Origin of the sequence: Micromonospora sp. WMMC250, from assembly GCF_027460215.1 — a bacterium.
GTDB classification, from domain to species: Bacteria; Actinomycetota; Actinomycetes; order Mycobacteriales; family Micromonosporaceae; genus Micromonospora; species Micromonospora taraxaci.
In genome coordinates this window covers 54,380-75,745 of the sequence record NZ_JAPZBJ010000002.1, presented here as the reverse complement: position 1 = coordinate 75,745, position 21,366 = coordinate 54,380, and the positions used below count along the sequence as shown (strand labels likewise).

Here is a 21,366-nt window from a genome sequence, read left to right as displayed (position 1 = left end):
TTCGATCACTGTCGCCCTCGGCCGCGCCGAGCGAATCCGAATCGGCCCGGGGCCGACCCCGGGCAACACCGGTCAACCACCTGGTGCCGGACGCCTCACCACTCGTGGTGGTCCTGGTGGGAGCCCTCAAATGTCAGGTTCGTGTCTGCGCGTCCCTGGATCCGCCCGACCGCGATGCGCAGGGCCTCTTCGTGCAGGCCGCGCAGTGACTCGCAGAGGGTGCCGTCGACGCGGTGCGCGGCCGTTCGGGCGCACTCGAGTGCCTTCAGTCGCAGAAGCATCTGCTGCGTGATCATGTCGAGTTGCGGACGCACCTCGGAATCCAGATGCGGCCGGCGCCGTGGCCGCAGTTCCGGATGATCACTCCACAGGGCGTGCAGACGGCGCTGGAGCACTTTGTTGGCCTCGATCTGGGCCCGGAAGAAGCGACAGCTGAGCAACGGGTCGAGTCCGATCTCCCGGGAACGCGCGACGACGTCCGCGAGCAGCCGCTCCTCCCGAGCTTCATCGTCGATCGGGGTTGTGCTGCCGTACTTGGCGGCGGCGACCTTGTGGCCGAGCGCGAGGCGTGCCGCGGCGAGTGCCGTGAGCAGCGACTCCTGCTCGTTCACGTCGTCGGCGGAAGTCTGGTTGTTCCAGTCTGACCACTCCATGACCGCTCTCACGTCGGCTTGAGCGCCCGGTTCGACTGCGGGCCTGTGCCTACCGCCACGTTGCACGTCGCCTGCCGCTCCCGCGTCCTTGGGCACCTGGAGGACCGGAGACCGAGGTCACGAGAACTTGTCCAGGCGTTAGCCGTGATGTCAGGCATGGACACGACACTCCGACTGGGGTGGACGCACCAACCTCGGCCGCATGGTCGTCCTGCGCCGATAGGGCGTGTGCAGGGCCCTATCCGACAACGACCTCGCGGTTTGTCGGCGCCCCGATTCGGAAAGGATCTCGTCATGACCATGTGGAGCAGGCTCAAGGAGCGGCGGAACAAGCAGATCCAGCAGCGGCGCCAGGAGGCGTACCTGCGTGCATCCGCAGGAGGTGCCACCCCGGAGGAGGCTCGTAAGGCGGCGGACCGGGCGGAGAACGGCGGGACGAACGCCGCCATCATGGGCGCGATCAACAGTTGACATCCGCGAACACGACGCGCAGCCCGAGCCCGACGGGCTGCGCGTCGTCATGCTGTCTGGGCTCCGCTGATCCGCCCCGGTTTGATACCCCACCACAACCGGAGCGCGACCCGACCTGAACCACGCCACACGAGCCCACGCCTTGTGATCTCCCCCACCGAGAGAACTTCGCCCGCTGCGGTTCGTACCTGTTGGTTGTGAGTGCTCAAATCCAACAGATCGAGGCCGGGGATCGGCGCGAACGCCGGCTGCGCCCCACCCGGACAGTCCTCGTCGTGATGTGGATCGCCGTCGGCGTGGACGCGATCGTGAACCTGATCCCCTTGCCTCTGGCGGGCTCGGTGGTGACCGCGGTGAGCCTGCTGATGGAGCTGACGTTCGCCCTGTCGCACGGCGCTGTGGCCTACCGATGGCGAGGGATTCTGGTCTTCCTCCTGCTGGCGCTGGTGGTCAGCAACGTCATCGAGGACATCGGCGTGCTGAGCGGCGTGCCGTTCGGCCACTATCACTACACCAACGAGCTGGGTGCCAAGCTGATCGAGGTACCCGTGCTGATCGGGCCGGCCTACTTCGCCGTCGGTTACATGGCCTGGCGCATCGCCACCATCCTGTTCCGCCCGGTGCACCGGGGCAGTCCTGTCGTCGCAGTCATCGGCACGCCCCTCGTCGCCTCCTTCACCATGGTGGCCTGGGATCTGGCGTTGGACCCGTCGTCGTCGACCCTGCGGGGGCGCTGGGAGTGGGAGGACGGCGGCGGGTACTTCGGGGTGCCGCTCACGAACTTCCTGGGCTGGAGCCTGACCGTCTACGTCTTCTACCAGCTCTTCGCGCTGTACCTGCGCCGGTGGGGACCCGAGGCCGACTGTCTCGAACGGCGGCGGGGCGGCTACCTGGCGCTACCGGTCGTCGCCTACGTCGTGGTGGCCGGCGATTACGTCGTCACCTGGCTGGCCGGCGGCCACGACGGTGTGCCAGCACACGTCGTGGATGCCACCGGATACCTGTGGCGCTCCGCGGACGTCTACGAAAGCTCGGCTCTTTCCGCCATCTACGGAATGGGCTTCCTGGCCCTGCTGGCCGCTCTGCGGTTGGCCGATCCGCACCGCTCTTAAGCGGTCGCATGTCTACGAGAAGGAGCTTCTCCTTGCTTGACGCTGCCCCTCCCCCGTCCTTCCTGCTCGTCCACGGCGGTTATCACACCGCGTCCGCCTGGCTACCCGTACAAGACATTCTCGACGCCCAGGGATGGAAGTCCGAGGCGATCAGCATGCCCAGCGCGGGCCAGCAGCCCACAGCAGGCCTGTACGAGGATGCCGACGCGCTGGCCGCCAGGCTGCGGGAGATCGAAGGCCCGGTCGTGGTGGTCGGTCACTCCCACGCAGGCCTGACCATCACCCAGCTCGGCGACGACCACCCGAACCTGGTCCGCCTGATCTACGTCACCGCCTTCATGCCGACCGAAGGGGTTTCCGCCGCGACGGCGTTCGGCATTCCGGTGCCTGATGACCCCAGCGGCCTCGCCCCGCGCGAGGCGTACGGAAATCCGCGGGAGACGTTCTACTCGGATCTCTCGGACGTCGACGCGAAGGCCGCCATCGACCAGCTTGTCGACCAGAGCCTGCTGTCCTGTGTGCAGCCGACGACGCGAGCGGCTTGGCGTACGGTTCCCTCGACCTACGTGATCTGCACCGAGGACAAGCAGTTCCCGGTCTCTCTGCAGGAGCAGTACGCGGCGCAGGCGACGGATGTCGTCCGGATCCCGACGGGGCACTCACCGATGCTGTCGAAGCCTGACCAGGTCGCAGACATCCTGATATCTCGTACAGGCGCAGCCGCTGCGAATTAGGAATGCGAGCTGACTGACCGCCCGAACCCCTGTCAAGGATGCCACCGCCGGTCCGGCCGTTCTGCGGCCGGACCGGTCGTGGCCGGAATGGGCTGTCAGAGGGTTGCCAGAAACTGAAGCAGCAGCCGGTTGACCTCTTGCGGGCGTTCCTGCTGAATCCAGTGTCCGCACCCTGGCACGAAGATGGGCTCGGCGAACCGGTCGTGTCGACGGGGAAGGGTCTGCACGTAGTCGCGGAGCCCGCGGAACGCCAGTACCGGGTCCAGCTCACCCGAGATGAACTGCGCGGGCATCGGCAGGCGCAGCCCGTCGAAGGCAGCGGTCAGCTCCCAGTTGCGGTCGAGGTTGCGATACCAGTTGAAAGCTCCGGTGAAACCGCCCTCGAACTGGGCGGCGTAGACCTGCAAGTCCTGTTCGGTCAGCCATCCTGGCAGCGCCGTACTGTGCTCCGGGTCGACCGCGTCCAGTAACCCACCGCCCGGGGGGACCAGCATGTCGCGGGGTGCCTGGTTCGCCGGGTTGTCCCCGCTGACGCCGTAGAAGGTGCGACGTAGGCTCGTCATCGGGTCACCGCCGAACTCTTCATCCGCGACGCCAGGCTCCTCGATGTAGTTCACGTAGAACCGCCCGTGGTGCATCGCGCGCATGGTGGTCAGCTGTCCGCTCTCTCCCCGCAGATAGGGGGGAACACTCAGCCCCACCACACCCCGGACCAGGTCAGGACGCATGAGGGCGAGGCTCCACGCGACAGTGGCACCCCAGTCGTGGCCGACCAGCACGGCATCCTGGGCCTCCAGCTCTCGGATGAGGCCGGTGATGTCGCCTACCAGGTGCATGATCGAATAAGCCTCGACGGTCGGCGGATGTGAGCTGCCGCCATAGCCGCGTTGCTCGGGAGCGACCACCCGGTAGCCGGCTTCGACCAAGGGACGAATCTGGTGTCGCCACGAGTGAGCCGACTCCGGAAAACCGTGCAGCAGTACGACGAGGGGGCCGTCGCCCGCCTCCCATACCCGAAGATTGATACCGTTAGTAGCGACGAAATGACGCTGTGACATGCGGCTCCAGATGTGCTTCGTGGTCGGCGACCCGAGCCGGCCGACCGTTGCCGAGCGCGACCACATGCTCCGCAGCGTCCCAGCGCCGCCACCGTCCCGGGGTCAGCGACGCAATTGACGCCGTGAGGTGATGCCCAACTTGGCGAAAATCTTGCTCAGATGCCACTCGACCGTCCGTGGACTGATGAACAAACGGGTTCCGATCTCCGCGTTCGAAAGCCCTTCGCGGGCCAGCTTGACGATATGGGTCTCCTGCGGCGTCAGCGAGCCGGTGTCGTTGCTCGGCCGCTGACGGATGGTCAATCCCAGTCGATGAGCGGCTGAGGCGGCGAACGCCTCCATGCCCATCGTGGTGAACATGTCGTAGGCCATCCGAAGCTGGTCGCGGCCGTCGTCGCGTCGCCCCAGCTCCCACAACCATTCACCGTAGTAAAGGTGGGCGCGTGCCGTCAGCGGTCGAATCCTCGTACGCTGAAGCCGCTCGATTGCCTCAACGTACGAGTCCTCCGCCCTCGCGTTGCCGGTGAGCATGGCACGGCAGCACGCCTCCATGCCCAGCGCCCAGTCGGTGCCGCATGCCTGCGTCGAGATGGACAGCCGCTCCAACGCGTCAGCCCCGGATTCGGACTGCCCGGTGCGGGCAGCGGCGATGATCAGCTCGACGAGCGGCGCACCGGTCAACACCCCGGGTTCCAGGCTCGACTGGATCGTCAGCTGAGCTGCGCCCAGTGCCTCACCGAACCGGCCCACGCCGTTGTACAGCAGCGCCTGGGCCCAACCGACGATCGCCGGGGCGAGCCCTTCACCGCGGCGGCGGGCGTCGGCGGCGCTGACTGCGGCCAACTCGATGGTCCGCGCCTCGTCGCCCTGCCAGGCAGCGAGCAGCAGAGCCATATAACTCGGCACCGGGATCCCAGTTCCGTCCGCCACGTCGTCAAGTTCCATGATCAACACGGATGCCTCGGACAGGTCGCCGGCGAACAGGTGCATGAGAATGCGTGTCGTCAGCGCCAAGGGCAGGTCGGCCAACGCCCCGCTCTCGCGCGCCAGCCGGACGTAGCTGCCGGTGAGTGCGTCTGCCGCATCGTCCTGGCAGAGGTCAGTGGCGATCGAGCTGGCGAACCACAACCATCGAAGGCCGCCCTCCTTCGCCAGGTCCGAATTCTGGAACGCCTTCAGCGCTTCTCTCATCTTCGGCACTGCGGCCGCGAAGCCCGCGGTATACCGCACCGCCAAGCCGTCCAGGAGAAGGTCCGACGGTCGCGCTGGCTCTGTGGCATCCGGAGCAGCAGCGGCGGCCAGGGCGACATCTCCCAGGGTGCCGCTGCTGCCGGAGTCTGACGCGTACCAGGCCGCCCGCAACGCGTCGAGGTAGGTGCTCCGGGCGAGACCGACGTCCAGCGGCTCGAGCCGCGAAGCCGCCTTGAGGAAGAGGTCTGCCGTTTCGCGGCCCCGGTCGACCGTGAAGGCGATGTCGGCCCGCAGGAGATCCGCGCGGGCCCGGTCGAGGTCGGATGAATGGTCGGCCTCGGCCAGGGCGAGCAGGCGCAGCGCGACGTCTGGAGCACCGCCCACATGTCGGGCCTGCGCCGCCGCCAACAGCCGCGAGGCCCTTCGTGTCGGATCCGGGGTCAGTTCCGCGGCTCGTTCCAGGAACGCTCCGGCAGCCGCGAACCCGCCGCGGGTCTGTGCCCGAGCCGCAGATGTCTGCAACTCGGTCGCTACGTCCTCGTCGGGTCCTGTGGCTGCCTGCGCCCGGTGCCAGGCTCGCCGGTCCGGATCCGTGCTGGGCTCCATGGTGTCGGCGAGCGCCGCATGCGCCTTTCGCCGGTCCGTTTCGCTTGCGGCCCGGTAGACGGCCGAGCGCAACAGTGGGTGCCGAAACCGGACCCCGAACCCGAAGTCCACGAATTCCGCAGCGGGCCATGAGGCAGCGAGATGACTCTCGGCGGGTACGCCCATACGAGTGAGAGCGCCCCACACCAGCACGGGATCCCCGAGCGGCTCGACCGCCGCGACGAGGAGCAACGTTCGCGCGTCCGGAGGCAGAGCACGGATCTGCCGCCGGAAGCTCTCCTCGATACGGCGAGGCAGGGCGCTGTGGTTGAAGATTCCGAAGCCACCGCTCAGCTCGGCGGCGGTGAAGCCACGGGGCAGTTCGGTAAGCGCCAAGGGATTCCCGTGGCATTCGGCGATGATGCGGTCGAGCACCCTCTCGTCGACTCGCCCGTGAAACGTCGAGGCGAGCAACGCCCGCGAATCCTCGTCGGACAGGCCGCTGACGGTCATGACCGGCAAGCCCTTCAGCTCCGGCATGTCGTCAGTGTCGAGGTTGCCGCGCACCGCGAAAATCATGATCAGCGACTCGCTTCTCAGGCGCCTGGCCACGAAGCCGAGGACCTTGGCCGACGCTTTGTCCAACCACTGGGCGTCGTCAACGACGCACACGACCGGCTGTTCGTCGGCAAAGCCAGCAAGAAGGCCAAGCACTCCCAGACCAACCATGAAGAGGTCCGGGGTCTCGCCAGCGCTCAGACCAAACGCGGTGCTCAGCGCGCGGCCCTGCTGAGCGGGCAGCCGCGCAAGGCGATCTAGAACCGGCGCGCAGATCTGATGCAGGCCGGCAAACGCGAGTTCACTTTCGGCCTCCACCCCGGTGGCCTGAACAATCCGGCAGTCTCCGGCCTGGGCCAGGGCGTAATCCAGCAGGGCGGTCTTGCCGATTCCCGCCTCACCGCGAAGTACGAGGGCCCCGCTGACTCCGAGACGCCCACCGGCGAGCAGCTGATCAAGCGCCGCGCGTTCCGCGCTCCTATCCAACAGCACGCTGCGCCGTCTGTGTCTGCTCATGGCCGCATCGCGGCCTTCCTGGGAAAACATCGCCATAAACCCTAGTCGGGGACGTGACCGCTGAGCAGGCGCGGTGCCCAACCCCACCGACAAACCCCAGTTCGGTGACCTGGTTCGTCCTCAGCAGGTTCGCACTGCTGCCGGGGGTCGGTGTCGCCGGCGGGACGGCGCTCCCGATGCCCCACACCCATCCCGTGCCCGGCACTGCCTTGGGAACACCGCCCGCGCCTCGCCCCGCGTCGACTCTCGCGCGGGAGGTGATCCGTTTGTCCGGCACGGTGACGGGTACCCGCCGGTCCAGCCGACAGGACAATCGGGCAAAGGTAGGGCGGGACCATGGCGGGAGACGAGCAGTACGAGCGGGGTCTTGAGGCCCTGCGGCAGGCCGACGGCGGCGCCGGGCAGAGACTCCTGGAAGCCCTCGCCGACGTCTCACCCGAGCTCAGCCGTCGATCCGTCGCCTGGTCCTACGGGGATCTCTATGTCCGGCCCCAACTCGCCCGCCGGGACCGGGAGCTGCTCACCCTCGGCATCCTCACCGGCCTCGGTGATGCCGAGGCCCAGCTGGAGGTCCACGTCAACGGCGCGCTCAACGCGGGCCTGACACCGTCGGAGATCGTCGAGGCGCTGCTGCAGGCGGTGGTCTACTGCGGCGTCCCGCGGGCCGTCAACGCCACCCTCGTCGCCAAGAAGGTCTTCGCAGAGCGCAACCTGCTCCCCGTCCGACCCACCCCAGCCGGCTGACCCATCCGTCGCCACGGCATCAGCGGACGCCACTCGACGGGCAGCCGGACCTGCTCAGGCTGACGCCTTTGGATCTGTCGACGAGGCCACCGAGCGCTCGGGGCTTGCTGGGCGTGGAAGCCACACCTGGTGGCGCACTCACCTCGCCGTCGGTCTGCACCAGACCCTCGTCAACCGCGAAGGGCAGGCCAGCACGTGGCGGAGCATGGGCTTTGCCCGCTACCGATTCGGCCAGCACGCTCAAGCCCTCCCCTGCTACTGGCGAGATGCCTGGCGGCAGACCCTGACCATCCTCGACGATCTTGGTCACGCACGCGTCCCGCCGTCCGCGTCCGGCTCCACAAGCACGCATCGCCCGACCGCCACGCCGTCGCCGCAGGCCTCAGCACCGCGGCGAGGTACGCGTGGATGCCCTTCGAGGCCCCCGTGGCCGTGCCGGTTACGGGATGCGCGCCACGGGCATCCGCCTCGCTCGCTCAGATCGCGAGGGCTCCGCCGCCCACGGGCAGAAGCACACCGTGGCGGGTTACGGGGCCTACGGTGTTCACCCGCACGCTGTCGGCTGCCAACTCCGCGACCCACGACGATGTCAAGGTGGGGCTACGTCCGTTAGATCCCGCCGCACCCCCGTGCTGGTGGACTTTTAGCCGATCGGCGCGGGACGTGTTGCCGACATAGACAGTTAGGGCGTCGTCATCTCGACCGCCTCACCAGGTCAGACTGGTTCAAGAGGTTCCGCGCCCTGCTGAGCGTGGCCATGGCCGTGGCCAGCCAGTAAGGCGAATGAACCTCGGTCCAGATGGCCACCGCCACCTCGGCACGGCGTTGGGCGAGGTCCGGTCTTCCGGCAGACAACTGAGCTTCGGCCAGGCAGTGCAGCGCGGCCGCCTCCCCCCAGCGGTTCGCCGCGGCACGGTAGACCCAGAGGCATTCGGCCAGCACACGCCGGCCCTCGACCTCCTTGCCCTGTTTGACGAGGACGTCACCGAGCCAGCACCGGGCGTGTGTCGCGCTCAACTGGTCGCCCAGCGACAGGCTGATTCGCTCGGCGGTACGGTAGTGCCGTTCGGCGGTGGCGTAGTCGCCGCGCAGCCGACCGATCTGCCCGAGGCAGCGCCACGCCTGCGCCTGCCCCGGCAGGTAACCCATGGCCACGCTGCGCCGCAGGCTCTCGTCGAACACCGCCACCGCTTCGTCGCGGCGTCCCTGCTCCATCAGCGTGACGCCAAGGCCGGTCGTCGCGTAGATCAGGCAGTTGTCATTGCCGGCCACTTCCGCGAGGTGGATGGCCCTGACGAAGTGTTCCTCCGCTTCGGCATACCTGCTCTGCAATCGGTAGAGGTAGGCCAACCCAGCCGAGGTGCTGGCGATGCGCGCCTTGTCGGAGGGTTCAAGCATTTCGATCGCGGCGCGGTAATGGCGTTCCGCTGCCGGGTAGTCGTCCACAATCGTCGACAGCTCACCGAGGTTGCGCCGCAGGCTGGCTCCGACCGGGCCACCAGTCACCGACCCCAACGCGCGGCTGTGCAAGTGCAGCCAGTCGTCGAAGTAGCCCGACAGCTGCATGAATGGCGCAAGGGCCACGATCAGGCCAGCTGCGGGTAGCGGTACGGACGGAAGCATGTCTTCGGCGAGCGTCTTGAGGAAACCGTACTCGTCCCGGAACCAGGCAAGCGGGTCGTCCAGCACCGTGTCACGTGTCTGGTCACTGAACGACCAGGGCGGGGGAGCGAACGGCACCTCGTCAAAGTCCGTATTGATCCGGATGCCGGCGGCGCACGCCAGGCCCAACGCCCCGCCGAGCATCCGCAACTTCGCCCGCTCCGTCTCGACGGGCGTGAGGGTCTGCGCGGCCTTGTCCCGTGCGAACGCGGCGACCAGGTCGTGCATCCGGTAGCGCGGTGCGGCGTTGTCGGTGTAGCGCACAAACAACAGATGCAACTCCGCCAGGTCGTCGAGCAGCTTGGTTGCGTCGGCCGGCGAGGTGTCCACCAAGGCCGCGAGTGCCCACGGGGCGACGTCCACCGTGTTGACCTGTGCCAGATAGGACAGCGTCTCCTGCTGACTTCTGGACAGCGCCGCATACGTCAGCTCGATGCTGGCCCGTACCGCCACATCGCCCACCGTCAGCTCATCAAGCTTTCGATGCTCGTTGGCGAGGGCCCTGGCCAGAGCGCCCAGCGGCATGTCCGGGCGAGCGGCCAAGCGGGCCCCGGCAATCCACACGGCCAGCGGAAGCCGGTCGCAGCGGTTGACGATCTGAAACGCGGAGGGTTGTTCGCGGGCGACCCGCTCCTCACCGATCATGCGTTTGACCATCTCCAGCGCTTCCGGCTCGCTGAGCAACCTCAGCGGCACCCGAAAGCCGTCCAGCCCGGGTAGGACGCTCCGACTGGTGACGATGGTGGCGGTCTTCGGCCCCGAGGCGATGAGAGCCTGGACATCCCGGCCGGCGGCGGCGTTGTCGAGAACGATGAGCACACTTCGCTGGGCGAGCAGGCTGCGGTAGAGGTTGATGCGCTCTTCGAGCGCGGCGGGCACGGAGTGGCTGCTGACGCCGAGGGCGCGGAGGAAGACACCGAGAACGTGCCAGGAGACGCCCGATTGGGGGTGCGGGCCACGCAGATCGGCGAACAGTTGTCCGTCCGGAAAATGCTCGACGGCCAGTTGTGCCAGCCGGACCGCGAGGGTTGTCTTTCCCACCCCGGCCGGGCCGGTGATCACTACCGTACGCGCGCTCTGCCCGTCGGCGCGCAGAATGTGCCCGGCCCGGGTGAGTTCCGTCTTCCGCCCCACGAACGAGGTCGGCCCAGTCGGCAGCAGATACGGTGTGATCAGGTCCGCCCTGGTGGGGGCGGCACCGGCGGCGGTCTCCCCCACGACCTCCAACTGAGCCAGCTGACGGCGCCGGCGTACCCATTCGGCCACCTCGTCCGGCGGCAGTTCACACGCCTCGCCGATGGCGACCACGATGTCCAGGGAGGGCAGTGTCGGTCGAGCGAGCGCCGAAGCCAGGGTGCTCGCGGGCAGGATCCGCCCTCTCTGCCGGGCCAGACGGGTCAGATCCCGGAAGGAGCGCCCCGACCAGGCTTTCAGCTGGCGGAGCGCTGCCACATATTCCTCTGCGGTGGTCGCCGTGCTGGGTACCGGTGCTCGATCTGGCACGGTGAGGAGTGTAACTGTCTCGATTTACGGTCGGATCGTGTTGAGCTCGTTGGTCGGATGGGCCAGAAAGCCCTCGGCGTGTGTCGTCGTCGGAGTCAGACGCCGCAGGCCAACGTGGTCGTCGACGTCTTGGACGCCCCGGTGGCGGCATTGTAGATCGCACCCTTGAACGTGTGGCTGGCCGTACTCGAGCATCGGTGACTTGTGGAGCGGCTCCTGTTGCCACTGAAGCTGGAGTAGTTCAGCAACTGCCAGCTCGCGCCGTTCCAGACGTAGAGCTGCGTCTCCCAGCCGGAGGAGGCGCCGCAACCCGACGTGGTACCCGTGGTGACAGCATTTCCGGAACTCTTGACCGGCGTGGAGATGGTCCAACTGCAGGCCGCCTGGGCGGGCAGGACGGCAGCCAGCGACGCTCCGACGCCCAGCACGCCCGCCCCCGCCATCACGACCCCTCGTTGCCACAGAGTGTGCGTCATGTCGATCCCTTTCACATAGCTAGTCGGTATTCGCGGTTGAAAGAACAGTTGTGCCACCACGGCGTGTGGTGAGCCAATCGTCGACGACAAATTAGATCAAGACATCAAGGTGTACGAAGATGCTTGGATCCGTACCGAAGCCGAGAAAACAGTGATCGGTAGGCAAGACTTGAATTAGTTGATCGGGGACGTGTCCAACACGCGCGCTGCGTTGCGTGCTCGCGCGCGGAGGAGCGCGGACGCCTTTTCGACGTCGGATCCATGCTCCGCGAGCACCTCATTCTCGAACTCGGCGATGAGAAACCTGAGGACGCCGGTCAGGTTGGTCTTGGTGCGGCAGGCGCGGTCGGCGACCGCGACCACGACCTCCTCGCTGGACGGCGGCGTGCTCGGCTGCGCACCGCGGCCGTTCCACAGTGGGTCGGAGGCCGCGGCATCCGGATCGAGGTAGTGGTGGCCGTCCCGGGCCATGCACTCGCTCCACGCCCGCAGCACCGACCGGTAGCGTGCGTCGGCCATGGCTCGGTCCGCAGCCCGGCCCTCAAACCATTCGAAGGCGAGGTGTGGCTCCACGGTGGGGTCGACCGTGGTGAGGACGGGTCGCTCTGCGGTGCCGTTGATCTCACGCTCGGCCGCACCGTCGCAGCCTCCGGCGGGGACGGCCATCGCACCATGCGAGGCGGCCTGGCCGAAGTAGACCGCAGCCTGCTCGGCGGGGATCAGCAGGTGCCTCCTACCCCGTCGGGCGGCGGCGGACATGTCGTCGACGAAACCTGGCGGGCCTACGTAGCCGTACTCGCGTACGTCGTACATTCCCTGCCAGTAGAGCTGCGTCGCGTGCACCGGATATTTCAGCGGCGTCGCCTGGGGCACGTCCAGTCGCAAGCCGAACCCCGCCATGCACTTTTCGATCAGTTCATAGAGCGCGCGCGACACCTGGACGGCACCCTCCGGCGAGAGCTCGTACCTGTCGAACGGCAGGCTCAGATCCACCGCCGCGCCGGGCTCGTGGGATATCTGCGGCACGGATGGCACCTCCGCCTCAGGCGCGGAACAGCCCACCAGCAGGACGGCCGGCAGGGCCAGCGCCACAATCCGTCTCAGCCACGACATCGTCGCTCCCTCGAATCGGGGTGGCCTGCCCCGTACGGAGACGAGGCAGGCCACCAACCACTACTTCCAGGTGGACGCGCCGCCGTAGTAGACGGTGCCGGAGCCTGGGTTACGGCTGTACTTGGCCTGCACGACCGAGGTCTCCGTGTCCCGAACACCGGCGGTGTAGTCAAGAGACCAGCCGTAGCTGCCATCGCGCCGCCCGCACTGGTAGAGGCTGTTGTTCGGGGTGTACCTCCAGATCAGGGCCACCACACCGGTGGATTCGGGGTTGTAGACCTTCGCCCAAGCGAACCATCGTCCGGAGTACTGGCCCTGGTTCACGCGGATGTACGCGCCGCCCGCGTTCGGAATGGTGTACTGGGTGCCCGAGACGGCGCTGATGTTGCTGGCCAGGTTGGGATTGGACAGCCAGTTCCCGCAGAACGTCGGTTCGTCCGCCATCGCCGGCGGCGGTGCCGCGAACGTGGCACCGGCCACCGCGAGAAGTCCGGCCATCACCATTGTCGCGAACCTTCTGCGCATCACTGCTCCCCTTCGTCGCACGCATGAAGGCGGTCGGGCTCCGCCCACCGCCGTGACTGGGGAACAGCTTTGCCGCTGCCTGCGCCCTGGAGTGCGGTCCCGGACGACTCCGGATGGTCTCGGACGATCTCGAACGGAGTCCGCCGACCGGACCCAGTGGGCCGGCCGAAACCGAAAGCCGCCGCCGATTCGAGGAACTGGCTGGCGACATACCCTCCACCGCAGCGTCAGGAAGAGGGTGAGCCTCGACTGCTCACTGCCGGCGAAGGAAAGGGCACAGCGCCAGCGAACCCTCAAGGAGCGGTGGCCTTCGTGGTCGAGAACCTCTTCTCGACCATGAGCGGCGCAGGCGACCAAGCCGACGTGACGAGGAGATCACGGCGTTGGCGAAGAGACTCGGGCAGAGATTCTCTCAGGGCTCTGACCTGCTCGAACAAAACCGAACTGTTCGGGACACGTTCGGCGGTTGACCTGGCCGACGCGACACCATCAAGCTATTGCTGACCCCAGCGTTTTGCCGGCGTCGATTTCCATGAGGGCCATCACGACCCCATCCATGGACCTGCATTGCGCGGTCGGCGCTTGAGCCTCGTCTACGAATTGAGGAGGTTGATCCTATAGTCAACTGCCGCTAATTTACTGAATACGATCTGTATCTATTGGAGCGCAGTCCAGGGAAGGGCAAAAGTAATGCGGCGTAGAATCGCTCAGGTCATGGCGCTAACGGTAACGGCAGTCGGCTTGTCCGTGGTCGGATACTCGACACCAGCGATGGCATTGCCATGTGGCGTCAGCGGGCCTGACGTCGACGACAGCTCCTACGGAAAGTACTTCCTGCGGAGCGTCTCTATCCGCAATGGGCCGGATTGGTCCTGCGACGTTATCGGAACTGCCACGACCGCCAACACCGTCGACTACCATTGCTTCGTAATCGGAGAGACTGGAACCTGGACTTACCTGCGAACGGCGACGAACAGGTACGGCTGGGTCTGGGACGAGTACCTGCAGAACAACGGTTCTCAGGTGCACTGCAGCAACGGCTAGCCCGTGTTTCATAAGGCTCGGAGGTACTGGTTGATGGCGGCGATGGTCAGGGTGGCTTCGTAGCGAACGGCCAGTTTGTCGTAGCGGGTAGCCATGGCGCGGTGTTGCTTGAGCTGGTTGATGCCGCACTCCGCGACATGGCGCCGGCGGTAGGTCTCGGGGTTGAAGGCGGCTGTGGGCGGCCGCCGCGGGAGCCTTTCGCGAGGCGGTGGACGTCTTGGTCGGTCTTGCTCGGGATGCAGGCCTGGATTCCGCGTCGGCGCAGGTAGGCGCGGTTGGCCTTGGACGTGTAGGCCCGGTCTGCGAGGACCTGCTGCCGGCGGGTCCGGGGCCGGCCGGGCCCGGACCGGGTGACACGGATGCGGTCGAGGACCGTGGTGAATTGCGGGCTGTCGCCGCGATGCCCGACCTTCCACCGAACGGTTGAGACCGCCCCATTCGCACCGTTCCGCAGCGCTGCCATCTGCAACCCGGCCTGCCCCGCCCCCACTGCCCTGCTCGGGAACGTAACCGTCACCGCTCCGACCAAACCGGGCGTGCTCACCCTCTACCCCGCCGGCGGGCAGCGACCCACCGCCTCGAACGTCAACTTCGTCGCCGGCGAGACGGCCTCAAATGCCACAGTGGTCGCCGTGGGCTCCGGCATCGACCTCTTCCACAACAGCTCGGGTACGTCGCACGTCATCGTCGACCAGGCCGGCTACTTCATCGCCGCCGCGTCGTGACCCGGCAGCTACTCTCTGCGCCGGCTACGCGCGGTTGTCGGCGTCCAGTGGCGGCCCTACCGTGACGGGGCTGGTCACGGCGGTGGGGTGGGGGCAGGGATCGACGTAGGGCGAGGCTCCCGGTAAGGCAGCAGTCGACCAAGATCCGATGCCCCAACCGGAAGCCTCGCTGTTGTCCTACCCTGCCGCGATTCCCCTGTCCGACCGCACCCTCATTTGCCTCGCTGACCTGATCCGCAACCACCGAACGCAGGTGGAGAATCGCGCAGCGCTTGGCTGGCGGTTCAACAAGTTTGACCCGAGTACCAGGCGTTGGATACGGCGTTGGCGCCGCCGATGTCCCACGTTCCCGGGCCGATGCACCAGGTCCAGTCGTTGCGGGGCCACGTCGCGTCGACGTAGATGATCACATGGGTGCTCCCGCAGTGGTTGTACCAGGCCGTCACCGCGTCTTCGTAGTAGCCGCAAACCTGCGCGGCGACGTCCTCGCTGCCGGGCTTGGCCTGCTCCGAAACCGCGGTGGTTTCGGGTTGGGACAGGCGGGAGCTGGCTCCCGGACTTGCCTGTGCCGCGGTCCCGGACAGGGTGAGTGCGCCGAGGATCGCGGTCACTGCCGAAATCCGAAACGCCGTTCTGTACCACATTTTCACAATGGTCTCCTGTCAGCCGCCGCTGCGGCCTAGATGATGCTGCTGGCTGCATGAAGTGATCGGTGTACCTCCTCGCGCTCCTTCCATCGGGAAAACGCGGATCGATGTAACACGCTCAAGTGAACCTTCTTCCGTAAGCCGGAATCAGATTCAACCCTGACTGAGCGGACTTCCTAAGACAAGAGTGCAGGCCACATCCGCGTCTGTCGTTACTGGTAAGCGCACAAGTCTTTATTCTGCGCGCACTCTCGCGCACTGCTCGCGGAACTGGCGTGGCGAAAGGCCGTAGGCGCTGCGGAACGCCTGACTAAAGTGCGCCGGGCTGGTGAACCCCCACTGGGCGGCGATCGCGTGGATCGGGCGCGCGCCTAGTTGGGGGTTGGCGAGGTCGCGTCGGCACTGCTCCAGGCGACGCTCGCGGACCCAGCCGGCGACCGTGTGCCCTTCCCCGTGGAACAGCTTGTGCAGGTATCGCAACGAGATGTGATGCGCTGCGGCGATCGCGTCCGGTGTCAGGCGTGGATCGCCCAGATTCTCTCGGACGAAGGCGTGGATCTGAGCCATCAACGCTCGCCGTCGGGTGTGGGAGGGCACCGCGCTTTGGACGTCCAGCGCGTTGGCCAGCGCCGCTGTCAACACGTCAATGGTGAGGGTGGACAGCCGGGCGGCGTCCAACGGACTGAGTTCGTCCATGTGCCGGGCAAGGTGCAGCAGGAATTGTGAAGATAACGCGCCGACGCCTTGGGTGCCAGGGATGCGAACTGCGCTCAGGCGCCGCAACTCCCGAGAGGGCAACGGCAGTAACGTGCGCGGGAAGCGCAGGAGCAGCAGCTGACTAACTGGCACGTCCGGGGTGAATTCGGCCAGGTAGGGCCGGGAGGTGTCATACAGTATCAGGTCCGCCACGCCGAAATCTGTGCGCTGGCCGTCTTGCGTGATCATGCCGCCACCGCGCACAAGGCAACCCAGCTTGAACACCTCGGGATCGGCCTGCCGAATGAGCTTGGGAGTGCGGTGGACCGAGTGCGGCATCGTGGTCATTAATGTGGCCTGCACGGGACCGAACTCGCTGATTCCGACCTGAGCCCGAAATCCGGGCTCCCACTGCGATTCGCAGCGTAAATCGTAGGGCACCCAGAGCTTCGAGTTTACCTCGCGCCAGAAGGCGAACCCGTCTTCAACCGGGACCTCGGTGGTGCTGACTACGTCCATGACTCACCTTCGCGCTGTCGCTGCAGGGGTCAGACCACGATAGCCTGGCGTCGATATAGCGGCGTTGCGATGTTATGGTGCGGGCCAGGCATTGAGGGCTTTTCATCGTGATGGGCCTGGTCGCGATGGGTGGCAGGCAGCGTGTGTCGACATAGGACGAGGCTCCCGGTAAGACAGTTCCAGCAAGCTGGTCGGGGCGACCGCCGCAGGTTCACCCACCACGACGGTGACCGCCAACCCCCGATGGCCTGGTCGAATTGACCCTGAGCGCCGTGCCGACTCGCAGACGTGTCGACGGCCAGTGGAAGGACCTTGGTCAGCCCTTAACGGAGGGCCGAGGCGCTAACGGATGGTGAAGGTCAGCGGGTTCGAGATGCCGAGGCCGCCGTGGGAATCGTGGACCCGCACGGTGAAGGTGGACGACGTGCCGGCCGACAGGGCGGTCTGGAACTGGTAGCGCTGTCCGATGTTGGTCGGCGTCACGGCCAGCCGGGTTGCGCCGAGGTAAAGCTCCACCCGGCTGACGAGGTCCCCGGGATCGGTGTCGGCGACGTCGGCGACCAGCGTGACCGTCGTCGGCTCGAGGAAGAAGGTCTGCCCGCCGGGGGTGCTCAACGCCACCGTCGGCGGGTGGTTGGTGCCGGTGGACGCCGGTGTCACCACCGTGACCAGCAACGGCGGTGCAGCGCCAGACAGCGACTGGTCGGTGCCGGCCGAGACGGACAGCACGAAGGTGGTGCTGGTGCCGGGCTCCCCGATCGGTGGTGTCCACAGCGCCTCGTACCGGTCACCGGTCGTCCTCACCCCCCGGGCCACCGTGACACCGTCCACCCGGAACGACACCGAGGTGATGCTGTGTCCGCCTCCCACGGTCGCGGTCGCCGCCAGCGGGACGGTTCCCGGCGTGGTGTACACCGCCCCGGCGGTCGGGCTGAGCCAGGTGACGATCGCCGGGTAGTCAGCGACCGGCGGTGTGGTCGTCCGGGTCGGCGTCACGCTGGGCAGGACGCCGCCGGTGCACGTGACGCCGTTAAGCGTGAACGACGCCGGTATGGGGTTGCTGCCCGACCAGGCGCCAACGAAACCGACGTTCGCGGAGCCATTGGTGCCCAGGGTCGCGTTCCAGCCCAGATTGGTCGCGCTGACCTGCTCGCCCGCCTGGGCCCAGGTGGCGCTCCAGGTTTGCGTGAGCCGCTGGTCGACTGCAGGGAACGCGAACCGCAGCGTCCACCCGTTGACTGGGTCACCCAAGTTGGTGACCGTGATGTCGGCGTGGAAGCCACCGGTCCACTGGCTGGTGACGACGTAGCTCACCCGACACCCGGCCGCCGCGTTCGCCGCACTGGCGTGTGAGATCGCGGCCATCATCGCGACTATGGCAACAGCGATGGCGGCCACAGCAGTCAGCGACTTCCGCATGGCACACCTCATCGTAGATAGCTGAATATCGATGAATATGTCGACTGTCCTGCTGCTCCTCCTTCCTGTCAAGGCACGGACGGCAGTCCTGCCGCCGGCAGGACAACGGACAGCCCGCCCATGGCTGATCGGCAGCGGCCACAGCGCCGAGCAGGCAGAAGAGTGGATAGCGCAGCTTCCCGCCTGGACCGCGACTGAACGCCAGGTCCTGGACGACTTCGCGTCAAAGAACGCAACGAAGTGGGCGGCCACGTCCCGGCAGAAACCGAGCGCCTGGTACGCGACCGCGCGATGTGGACCGGCGAGTGCGCAGATCACCAGACCGACGGTCACCAGTCAGTCCTGAGCCACAGCGCGGGGCACCCTCGCGATGTGGGCGCCGGTGCCGCCCTCCTGCCACAGTGGAAGCTTGCCGACGCCGGCTACCTCGTGACGACGACCTACCGGGCCGATTCCGACACAACTCCTCCATCGCCGTACATCGCATGGCTTCAGACCTCCGGCGACGTTGTCACCGCTATTGTTCTCGACCTTGAGGGGCTGTCGCAAGACGACGCAGTTCCGGCACTCGGAGGCCATTGAACAGGGCACTCCCCTGATCCAGGAGGCGCTATCCGAGGCTGGGATCGACTCAATCGACTCCGAGGACTTCGAGGGCTTCACCGACGAAGGTCTCAAGGAGTACGACGCCCTCGTCATGTTTCAGACCTCCGGTGATCCACGGGACGCGGCGCAGAAGGCGGCACTCGAGCGCTACCAGAAGGCGGGCGGCGGGATCGTCGCCATCCACAACGCCACTGACATGCGTGGCAACTACGCCTGTTGGGACAACCTGATCGGCGCGCTGATGTCCGGTCACGCGGATACCGGCTCCAGTCCTGGATTGCCTGGCACCTTACGGATCGAGGACCAGGTTCACCCTTCCACGAAACACTCGCCGCAGCGGTGGGAGCGTGCGGACGAGTGGTACAACATACTCGGCCAACGTGCGGGGCGAAGCCCATGTCCTCGCCACAAGTACAGCCGGTTGCCGCGGCAACGCCGCCATCACGCCGGAGATTGCCCGCCGCGGCAGCGTCCACGGCTCCGGGCCGGGCAAGCTGCGCTGGGTCGTCTAATGGACCTTCCCGGCTTCACAGCTTCCGACGTCTCCGCAGCTTCTACGAACACCCGGCCGACATCCTTGAAGGCGTGGTCAGCGTCGCCTGCTCGTTGATCTGCCTACGCCAGCTACTCACTCACTGAACTGACGTCTTACAACGCGGGCGTCGCACGACGGCCGGGACGCCACCAGTTCGCCGCGCCGAGGAGAGACATAACAGAGGGCAGCAGCAGTCCACGGACCACGGTGACGTCCAGCAGCACGGCCACAGTCATGCCGACACCGATCTCCTTGACCGCTATCAGTTCGCCGAGGGCGAAGCCGAGGAAGACGATACCCAGCGCCACGGCCGCGGTGGTGACGACCGGACCGGTCGCGGTGATGCCGGCGAGGACCGCCCGGTCGTTGTCGATCCGGCCGTTGGCGGTACGGCGGTCCCACTCCTCCTTGATCCGGGCGAGCAGGAACACCTCGTAGTCCATCGACAGCCCGAAGATGAACACGAAGAGCAGCAACGGTGTGGTGATGTCCAGAGCCCCCCAGGGTTCGAACCCGAGCAGGGCCGAACCCCATCCCCACTGGAACACGGCGACCAGGACGCCGAGGGTCGCCAGCAGCGTCAGGATGTTCATGCAGATGGCCTTGATCGGTACGACGACCGAGCCGGTCAAGGCGACCAGCAGCAGCCCGGTCGCGACGACGATGACGGCCACCGCGATCGGCAGCCGCGCGGCTGTCGACTCCCGCGCGTCGATCAGCTCGGCAGCGGGCCCCCCGACGAGGAGCGGCACCGGCATGTCGAGGGCCCGCAGGTCACGGACCAGGCGTTGGGCCGGTTCACCGCTCGCCGGGCCGGCCGGGCGCAAGTCCACCACAGTGACGTCGGCCGGCAGGTCCGAGCGCAGGTCGAGCTCCTTCTCGCCGGTGAGGTCGCGCAACTGTTGCAGCAACGCCGGCACCGGCGGCTCGGTGGCACCGGCCTCGATGAGCACGGTGACCGGCTGCGCGGCCCAGGTGGCGAAGTCCCGTTCGACGGCCTCGTACGCCAACCGCTCCTCGCTGGCGGCCGGCAGTGACCGTGCGTCGGAGTTGGCGAGCGTGATCTGGAACAACGGAGACGCCAGCAGAAGCAGGCCGGCGGTCACGGTCAACGCCACCGCGGCGGGACGGCGCTGCGAGAACGCCGCCAGCCGCGCCAGCAGGCCCAGCCGACCCGGTGCCGGGCGACGGGAGCTGCCCGCCGAGGACCGTGTCCGGGCGCCTCGCGGCGGCGGGATACGTCGGTGTGCCAGGGCGATCAGCGCGGGGACCAGGGTCAGCCCGATCACCGTGGCCATGCCGACGACCAGCGCTCCACCCAGCGCCATCGCCGCCAGCAGCGGCTCGGCGAAGACGAAAAGACCAGCCAGTGCCGCACCGACGGTGAGACCGGACACGAGAACGGCACGTCCGGCCGTCGCGGTGGTCGCGGCGAGCAGCTCCGCCACCGATGCCTTAGGGGCCGCCTCGCGTTCCTCCCGGAACCGGGCAAGGATCAGCAGGCTGTAGTCGACGGCGAGGCCGAGACCGAGCAGGGTGACGACATTGACCGCGTACTCGCTGACCGGCATCGCCTCGGCGAGCCCGCTCAGCGCCAGCAGCGTTGCGGCAACCGCGGCGAGGGCGCCCGCCAGCGGCAGACTTCCTACGATCAGCCCGCCGAGCACGACGGTGAGAACGCCGCAGAGCACCACCAGCGCGATCGACTCGCCAATGGCGGCGTCCTTGACGGCCTGCTCGCCGAAGGTCCGCTCGGCAAGCAACTCCCCACCGACCAGCACCCTGGGGGCGTCGATGCGGCGCAGTGCGGCGGCCACCTGGTCAGCCACCGCGAGCGCCTCGTCGCCGCTGAGTTGCGGGCGCAGCTCGACGACCACGAGCGAGCTTTGATCATCGGCGGCCACCTGCGAAGATCCTGCGGTGTAGGCATCGGTGACGGACGCAACTCCCGGGATCGCGCGGATGTCGAACATCACCTGAGTGGCACTGTCCACCAGTGCCGTGGCGTTGAAGTCGCGGCCCGCGATGACCGCCACGATCCGCTCCCCCTGCGGGTCGAGTCGGTCGATGCGCGCTTGCGCGACCATGGACTCCGCGTCGGGTCGCAGACTGTCCACCGACTGGGTCCGGTCGTAAACCGCACCTCCGAGCATCGCACCGGCCAGCGTGATCACGCTCCAGCCAGCGAGCACCCACATTCGGTGTTTGGCGGTCCACCGGCCGAGCAGCGCAAGCACCGCAGCCTCCTCGGGCCGCAGCCGACCTAGCCGCTGC

The 21,366-nt window shown here is 67.1% G+C and carries 17 protein-coding genes and 1 pseudogene; 6 read left to right on the top strand and 12 right to left on the bottom strand.

Annotation, left to right across the window (positions count from 1 at the left end):
* Window positions 1-95 precede the first annotated feature (95 nt).
* Entirely contained in the window at window positions 96-653 is a 558-nt protein-coding gene (aroQ, locus tag O3438_RS00545) for a gamma subclass chorismate mutase AroQ (protein WP_269677999.1), read from the bottom strand.
* Between the two features lie 294 nt (window positions 654-947).
* Between aroQ and O3438_RS00540 the strand changes: the two genes are divergently transcribed.
* The 3 genes from O3438_RS00540 (at window position 948) to O3438_RS00530 (ending at window position 2,970) form a co-directional block, all read left to right on the top strand.
* Complete coding sequence (locus O3438_RS00540) at window positions 948-1,124, top strand: hypothetical protein (protein WP_269677998.1); 177 nt, start codon at window positions 948-950, stop codon at window positions 1,122-1,124.
* 197 nt (window positions 1,125-1,321) lie between these two features.
* On the top strand, window positions 1,322-2,236 hold the full coding sequence (locus O3438_RS00535; protein WP_269677997.1) for a carotenoid biosynthesis protein: 915 nt from the start codon (window positions 1,322-1,324) through the stop codon (window positions 2,234-2,236).
* Between the two features lie 32 nt (window positions 2,237-2,268).
* Window positions 2,269-2,970 carry an alpha/beta hydrolase gene (locus tag O3438_RS00530; RefSeq protein WP_269677996.1) on the top strand — a complete coding sequence of 234 codons (702 nt, stop codon included), beginning with the start codon at window positions 2,269-2,271 and terminating at the stop codon, window positions 2,968-2,970.
* A 95-nt stretch (window positions 2,971-3,065) separates the two neighbouring features.
* Here O3438_RS00530 and O3438_RS00525 read toward each other — a convergent pair whose 3' ends face one another.
* Window positions 3,066-4,094: an alpha/beta fold hydrolase gene (locus O3438_RS00525; protein ID WP_269677995.1), complete on the bottom strand. Its 1,029-nt coding sequence runs from the start codon at window positions 4,092-4,094 to the stop codon at window positions 3,066-3,068.
* A 36-nt stretch (window positions 4,095-4,130) separates the two neighbouring features.
* Window positions 4,131-6,908, bottom strand: coding sequence for a helix-turn-helix transcriptional regulator (locus O3438_RS00520; protein ID WP_269677994.1), 2,778 nt, complete (start codon window positions 6,906-6,908; stop codon window positions 4,131-4,133).
* Window positions 6,909-7,214: 306 nt separating this feature from the next.
* Between O3438_RS00520 and O3438_RS00515 the strand changes: the two genes are divergently transcribed.
* Complete coding sequence (locus tag O3438_RS00515) at window positions 7,215-7,622, top strand: carboxymuconolactone decarboxylase family protein (RefSeq protein ID WP_269677993.1); 408 nt, start codon at window positions 7,215-7,217, stop codon at window positions 7,620-7,622.
* A 693-nt stretch (window positions 7,623-8,315) separates the two neighbouring features.
* Here the strand turns inward: O3438_RS00515 and O3438_RS00510 are convergent.
* From O3438_RS00510 to O3438_RS00490, 5 genes and pseudogenes are all read right to left on the bottom strand, one after another.
* Window positions 8,316-10,787, bottom strand: a complete 2,472-nt coding sequence (locus O3438_RS00510; protein WP_269677992.1) for an ATP-binding protein — start codon at window positions 10,785-10,787, stop codon at window positions 8,316-8,318.
* 95 nt (window positions 10,788-10,882) lie between these two features.
* Complete coding sequence (locus O3438_RS00505) at window positions 10,883-11,263, bottom strand: hypothetical protein (RefSeq protein WP_269677991.1); 381 nt, start codon at window positions 11,261-11,263, stop codon at window positions 10,883-10,885.
* 174 nt (window positions 11,264-11,437) lie between these two features.
* Window positions 11,438-12,355 carry a hypothetical protein gene (locus tag O3438_RS00500; RefSeq protein WP_269677990.1) on the bottom strand — a complete coding sequence of 306 codons (918 nt, stop codon included), beginning with the start codon at window positions 12,353-12,355 and terminating at the stop codon, window positions 11,438-11,440.
* An 81-nt stretch (window positions 12,356-12,436) separates the two neighbouring features.
* Window positions 12,437-12,901, bottom strand: a complete 465-nt coding sequence (locus tag O3438_RS00495) for a hypothetical protein (RefSeq protein ID WP_269677989.1) — start codon at window positions 12,899-12,901, stop codon at window positions 12,437-12,439.
* A 1,052-nt stretch (window positions 12,902-13,953) separates the two neighbouring features.
* Window positions 13,954-14,408 (bottom strand): annotated as a pseudogene (locus tag O3438_RS00490) (transposase).
* 73 nt (window positions 14,409-14,481) lie between these two features.
* On the opposite strand from O3438_RS00490, the gene O3438_RS00485 reads away from it, so the two are divergent.
* A complete protein-coding gene (locus O3438_RS00485; RefSeq protein WP_269677988.1) occupies window positions 14,482-14,670 on the top strand; it encodes a hypothetical protein in 189 nt (62 codons plus the stop codon).
* A 284-nt stretch (window positions 14,671-14,954) separates the two neighbouring features.
* On the opposite strand, the gene O3438_RS00475 is transcribed toward O3438_RS00485, so the two are convergent.
* From O3438_RS00475 to O3438_RS00465, 3 genes are all read right to left on the bottom strand, one after another.
* A complete protein-coding gene (locus O3438_RS00475; RefSeq protein WP_269677987.1) occupies window positions 14,955-15,281 on the bottom strand; it encodes a DUF6355 family natural product biosynthesis protein in 327 nt (108 codons plus the stop codon).
* Between the two features lie 270 nt (window positions 15,282-15,551).
* Window positions 15,552-16,532: a helix-turn-helix domain-containing protein gene (locus O3438_RS00470; protein ID WP_269677986.1), complete on the bottom strand. Its 981-nt coding sequence runs from the start codon at window positions 16,530-16,532 to the stop codon at window positions 15,552-15,554.
* A gap of 342 nt (window positions 16,533-16,874) precedes the next feature.
* The gene (locus tag O3438_RS00465) at window positions 16,875-18,284 is read right to left on the bottom strand and encodes a cellulose binding domain-containing protein (protein ID WP_269677985.1); all 1,410 of its coding nucleotides are present in this window, start codon (window positions 18,282-18,284) and stop codon (window positions 16,875-16,877) included.
* A gap of 187 nt (window positions 18,285-18,471) precedes the next feature.
* On the opposite strand from O3438_RS00465, the gene O3438_RS34265 reads away from it, so the two are divergent.
* Window positions 18,472-19,167, top strand: coding sequence for a ThuA domain-containing protein (locus tag O3438_RS34265; protein ID WP_442929548.1), 696 nt, complete (start codon window positions 18,472-18,474; stop codon window positions 19,165-19,167).
* 38 nt (window positions 19,168-19,205) lie between these two features.
* Here the strand turns inward: O3438_RS34265 and O3438_RS00450 are convergent, their stop codons facing one another.
* A complete protein-coding gene (locus O3438_RS00450; RefSeq protein ID WP_269677984.1) occupies window positions 19,206-21,329 on the bottom strand; it encodes an MMPL family transporter in 2,124 nt (707 codons plus the stop codon).
* Window positions 21,330-21,366 lie beyond the last annotated feature (37 nt).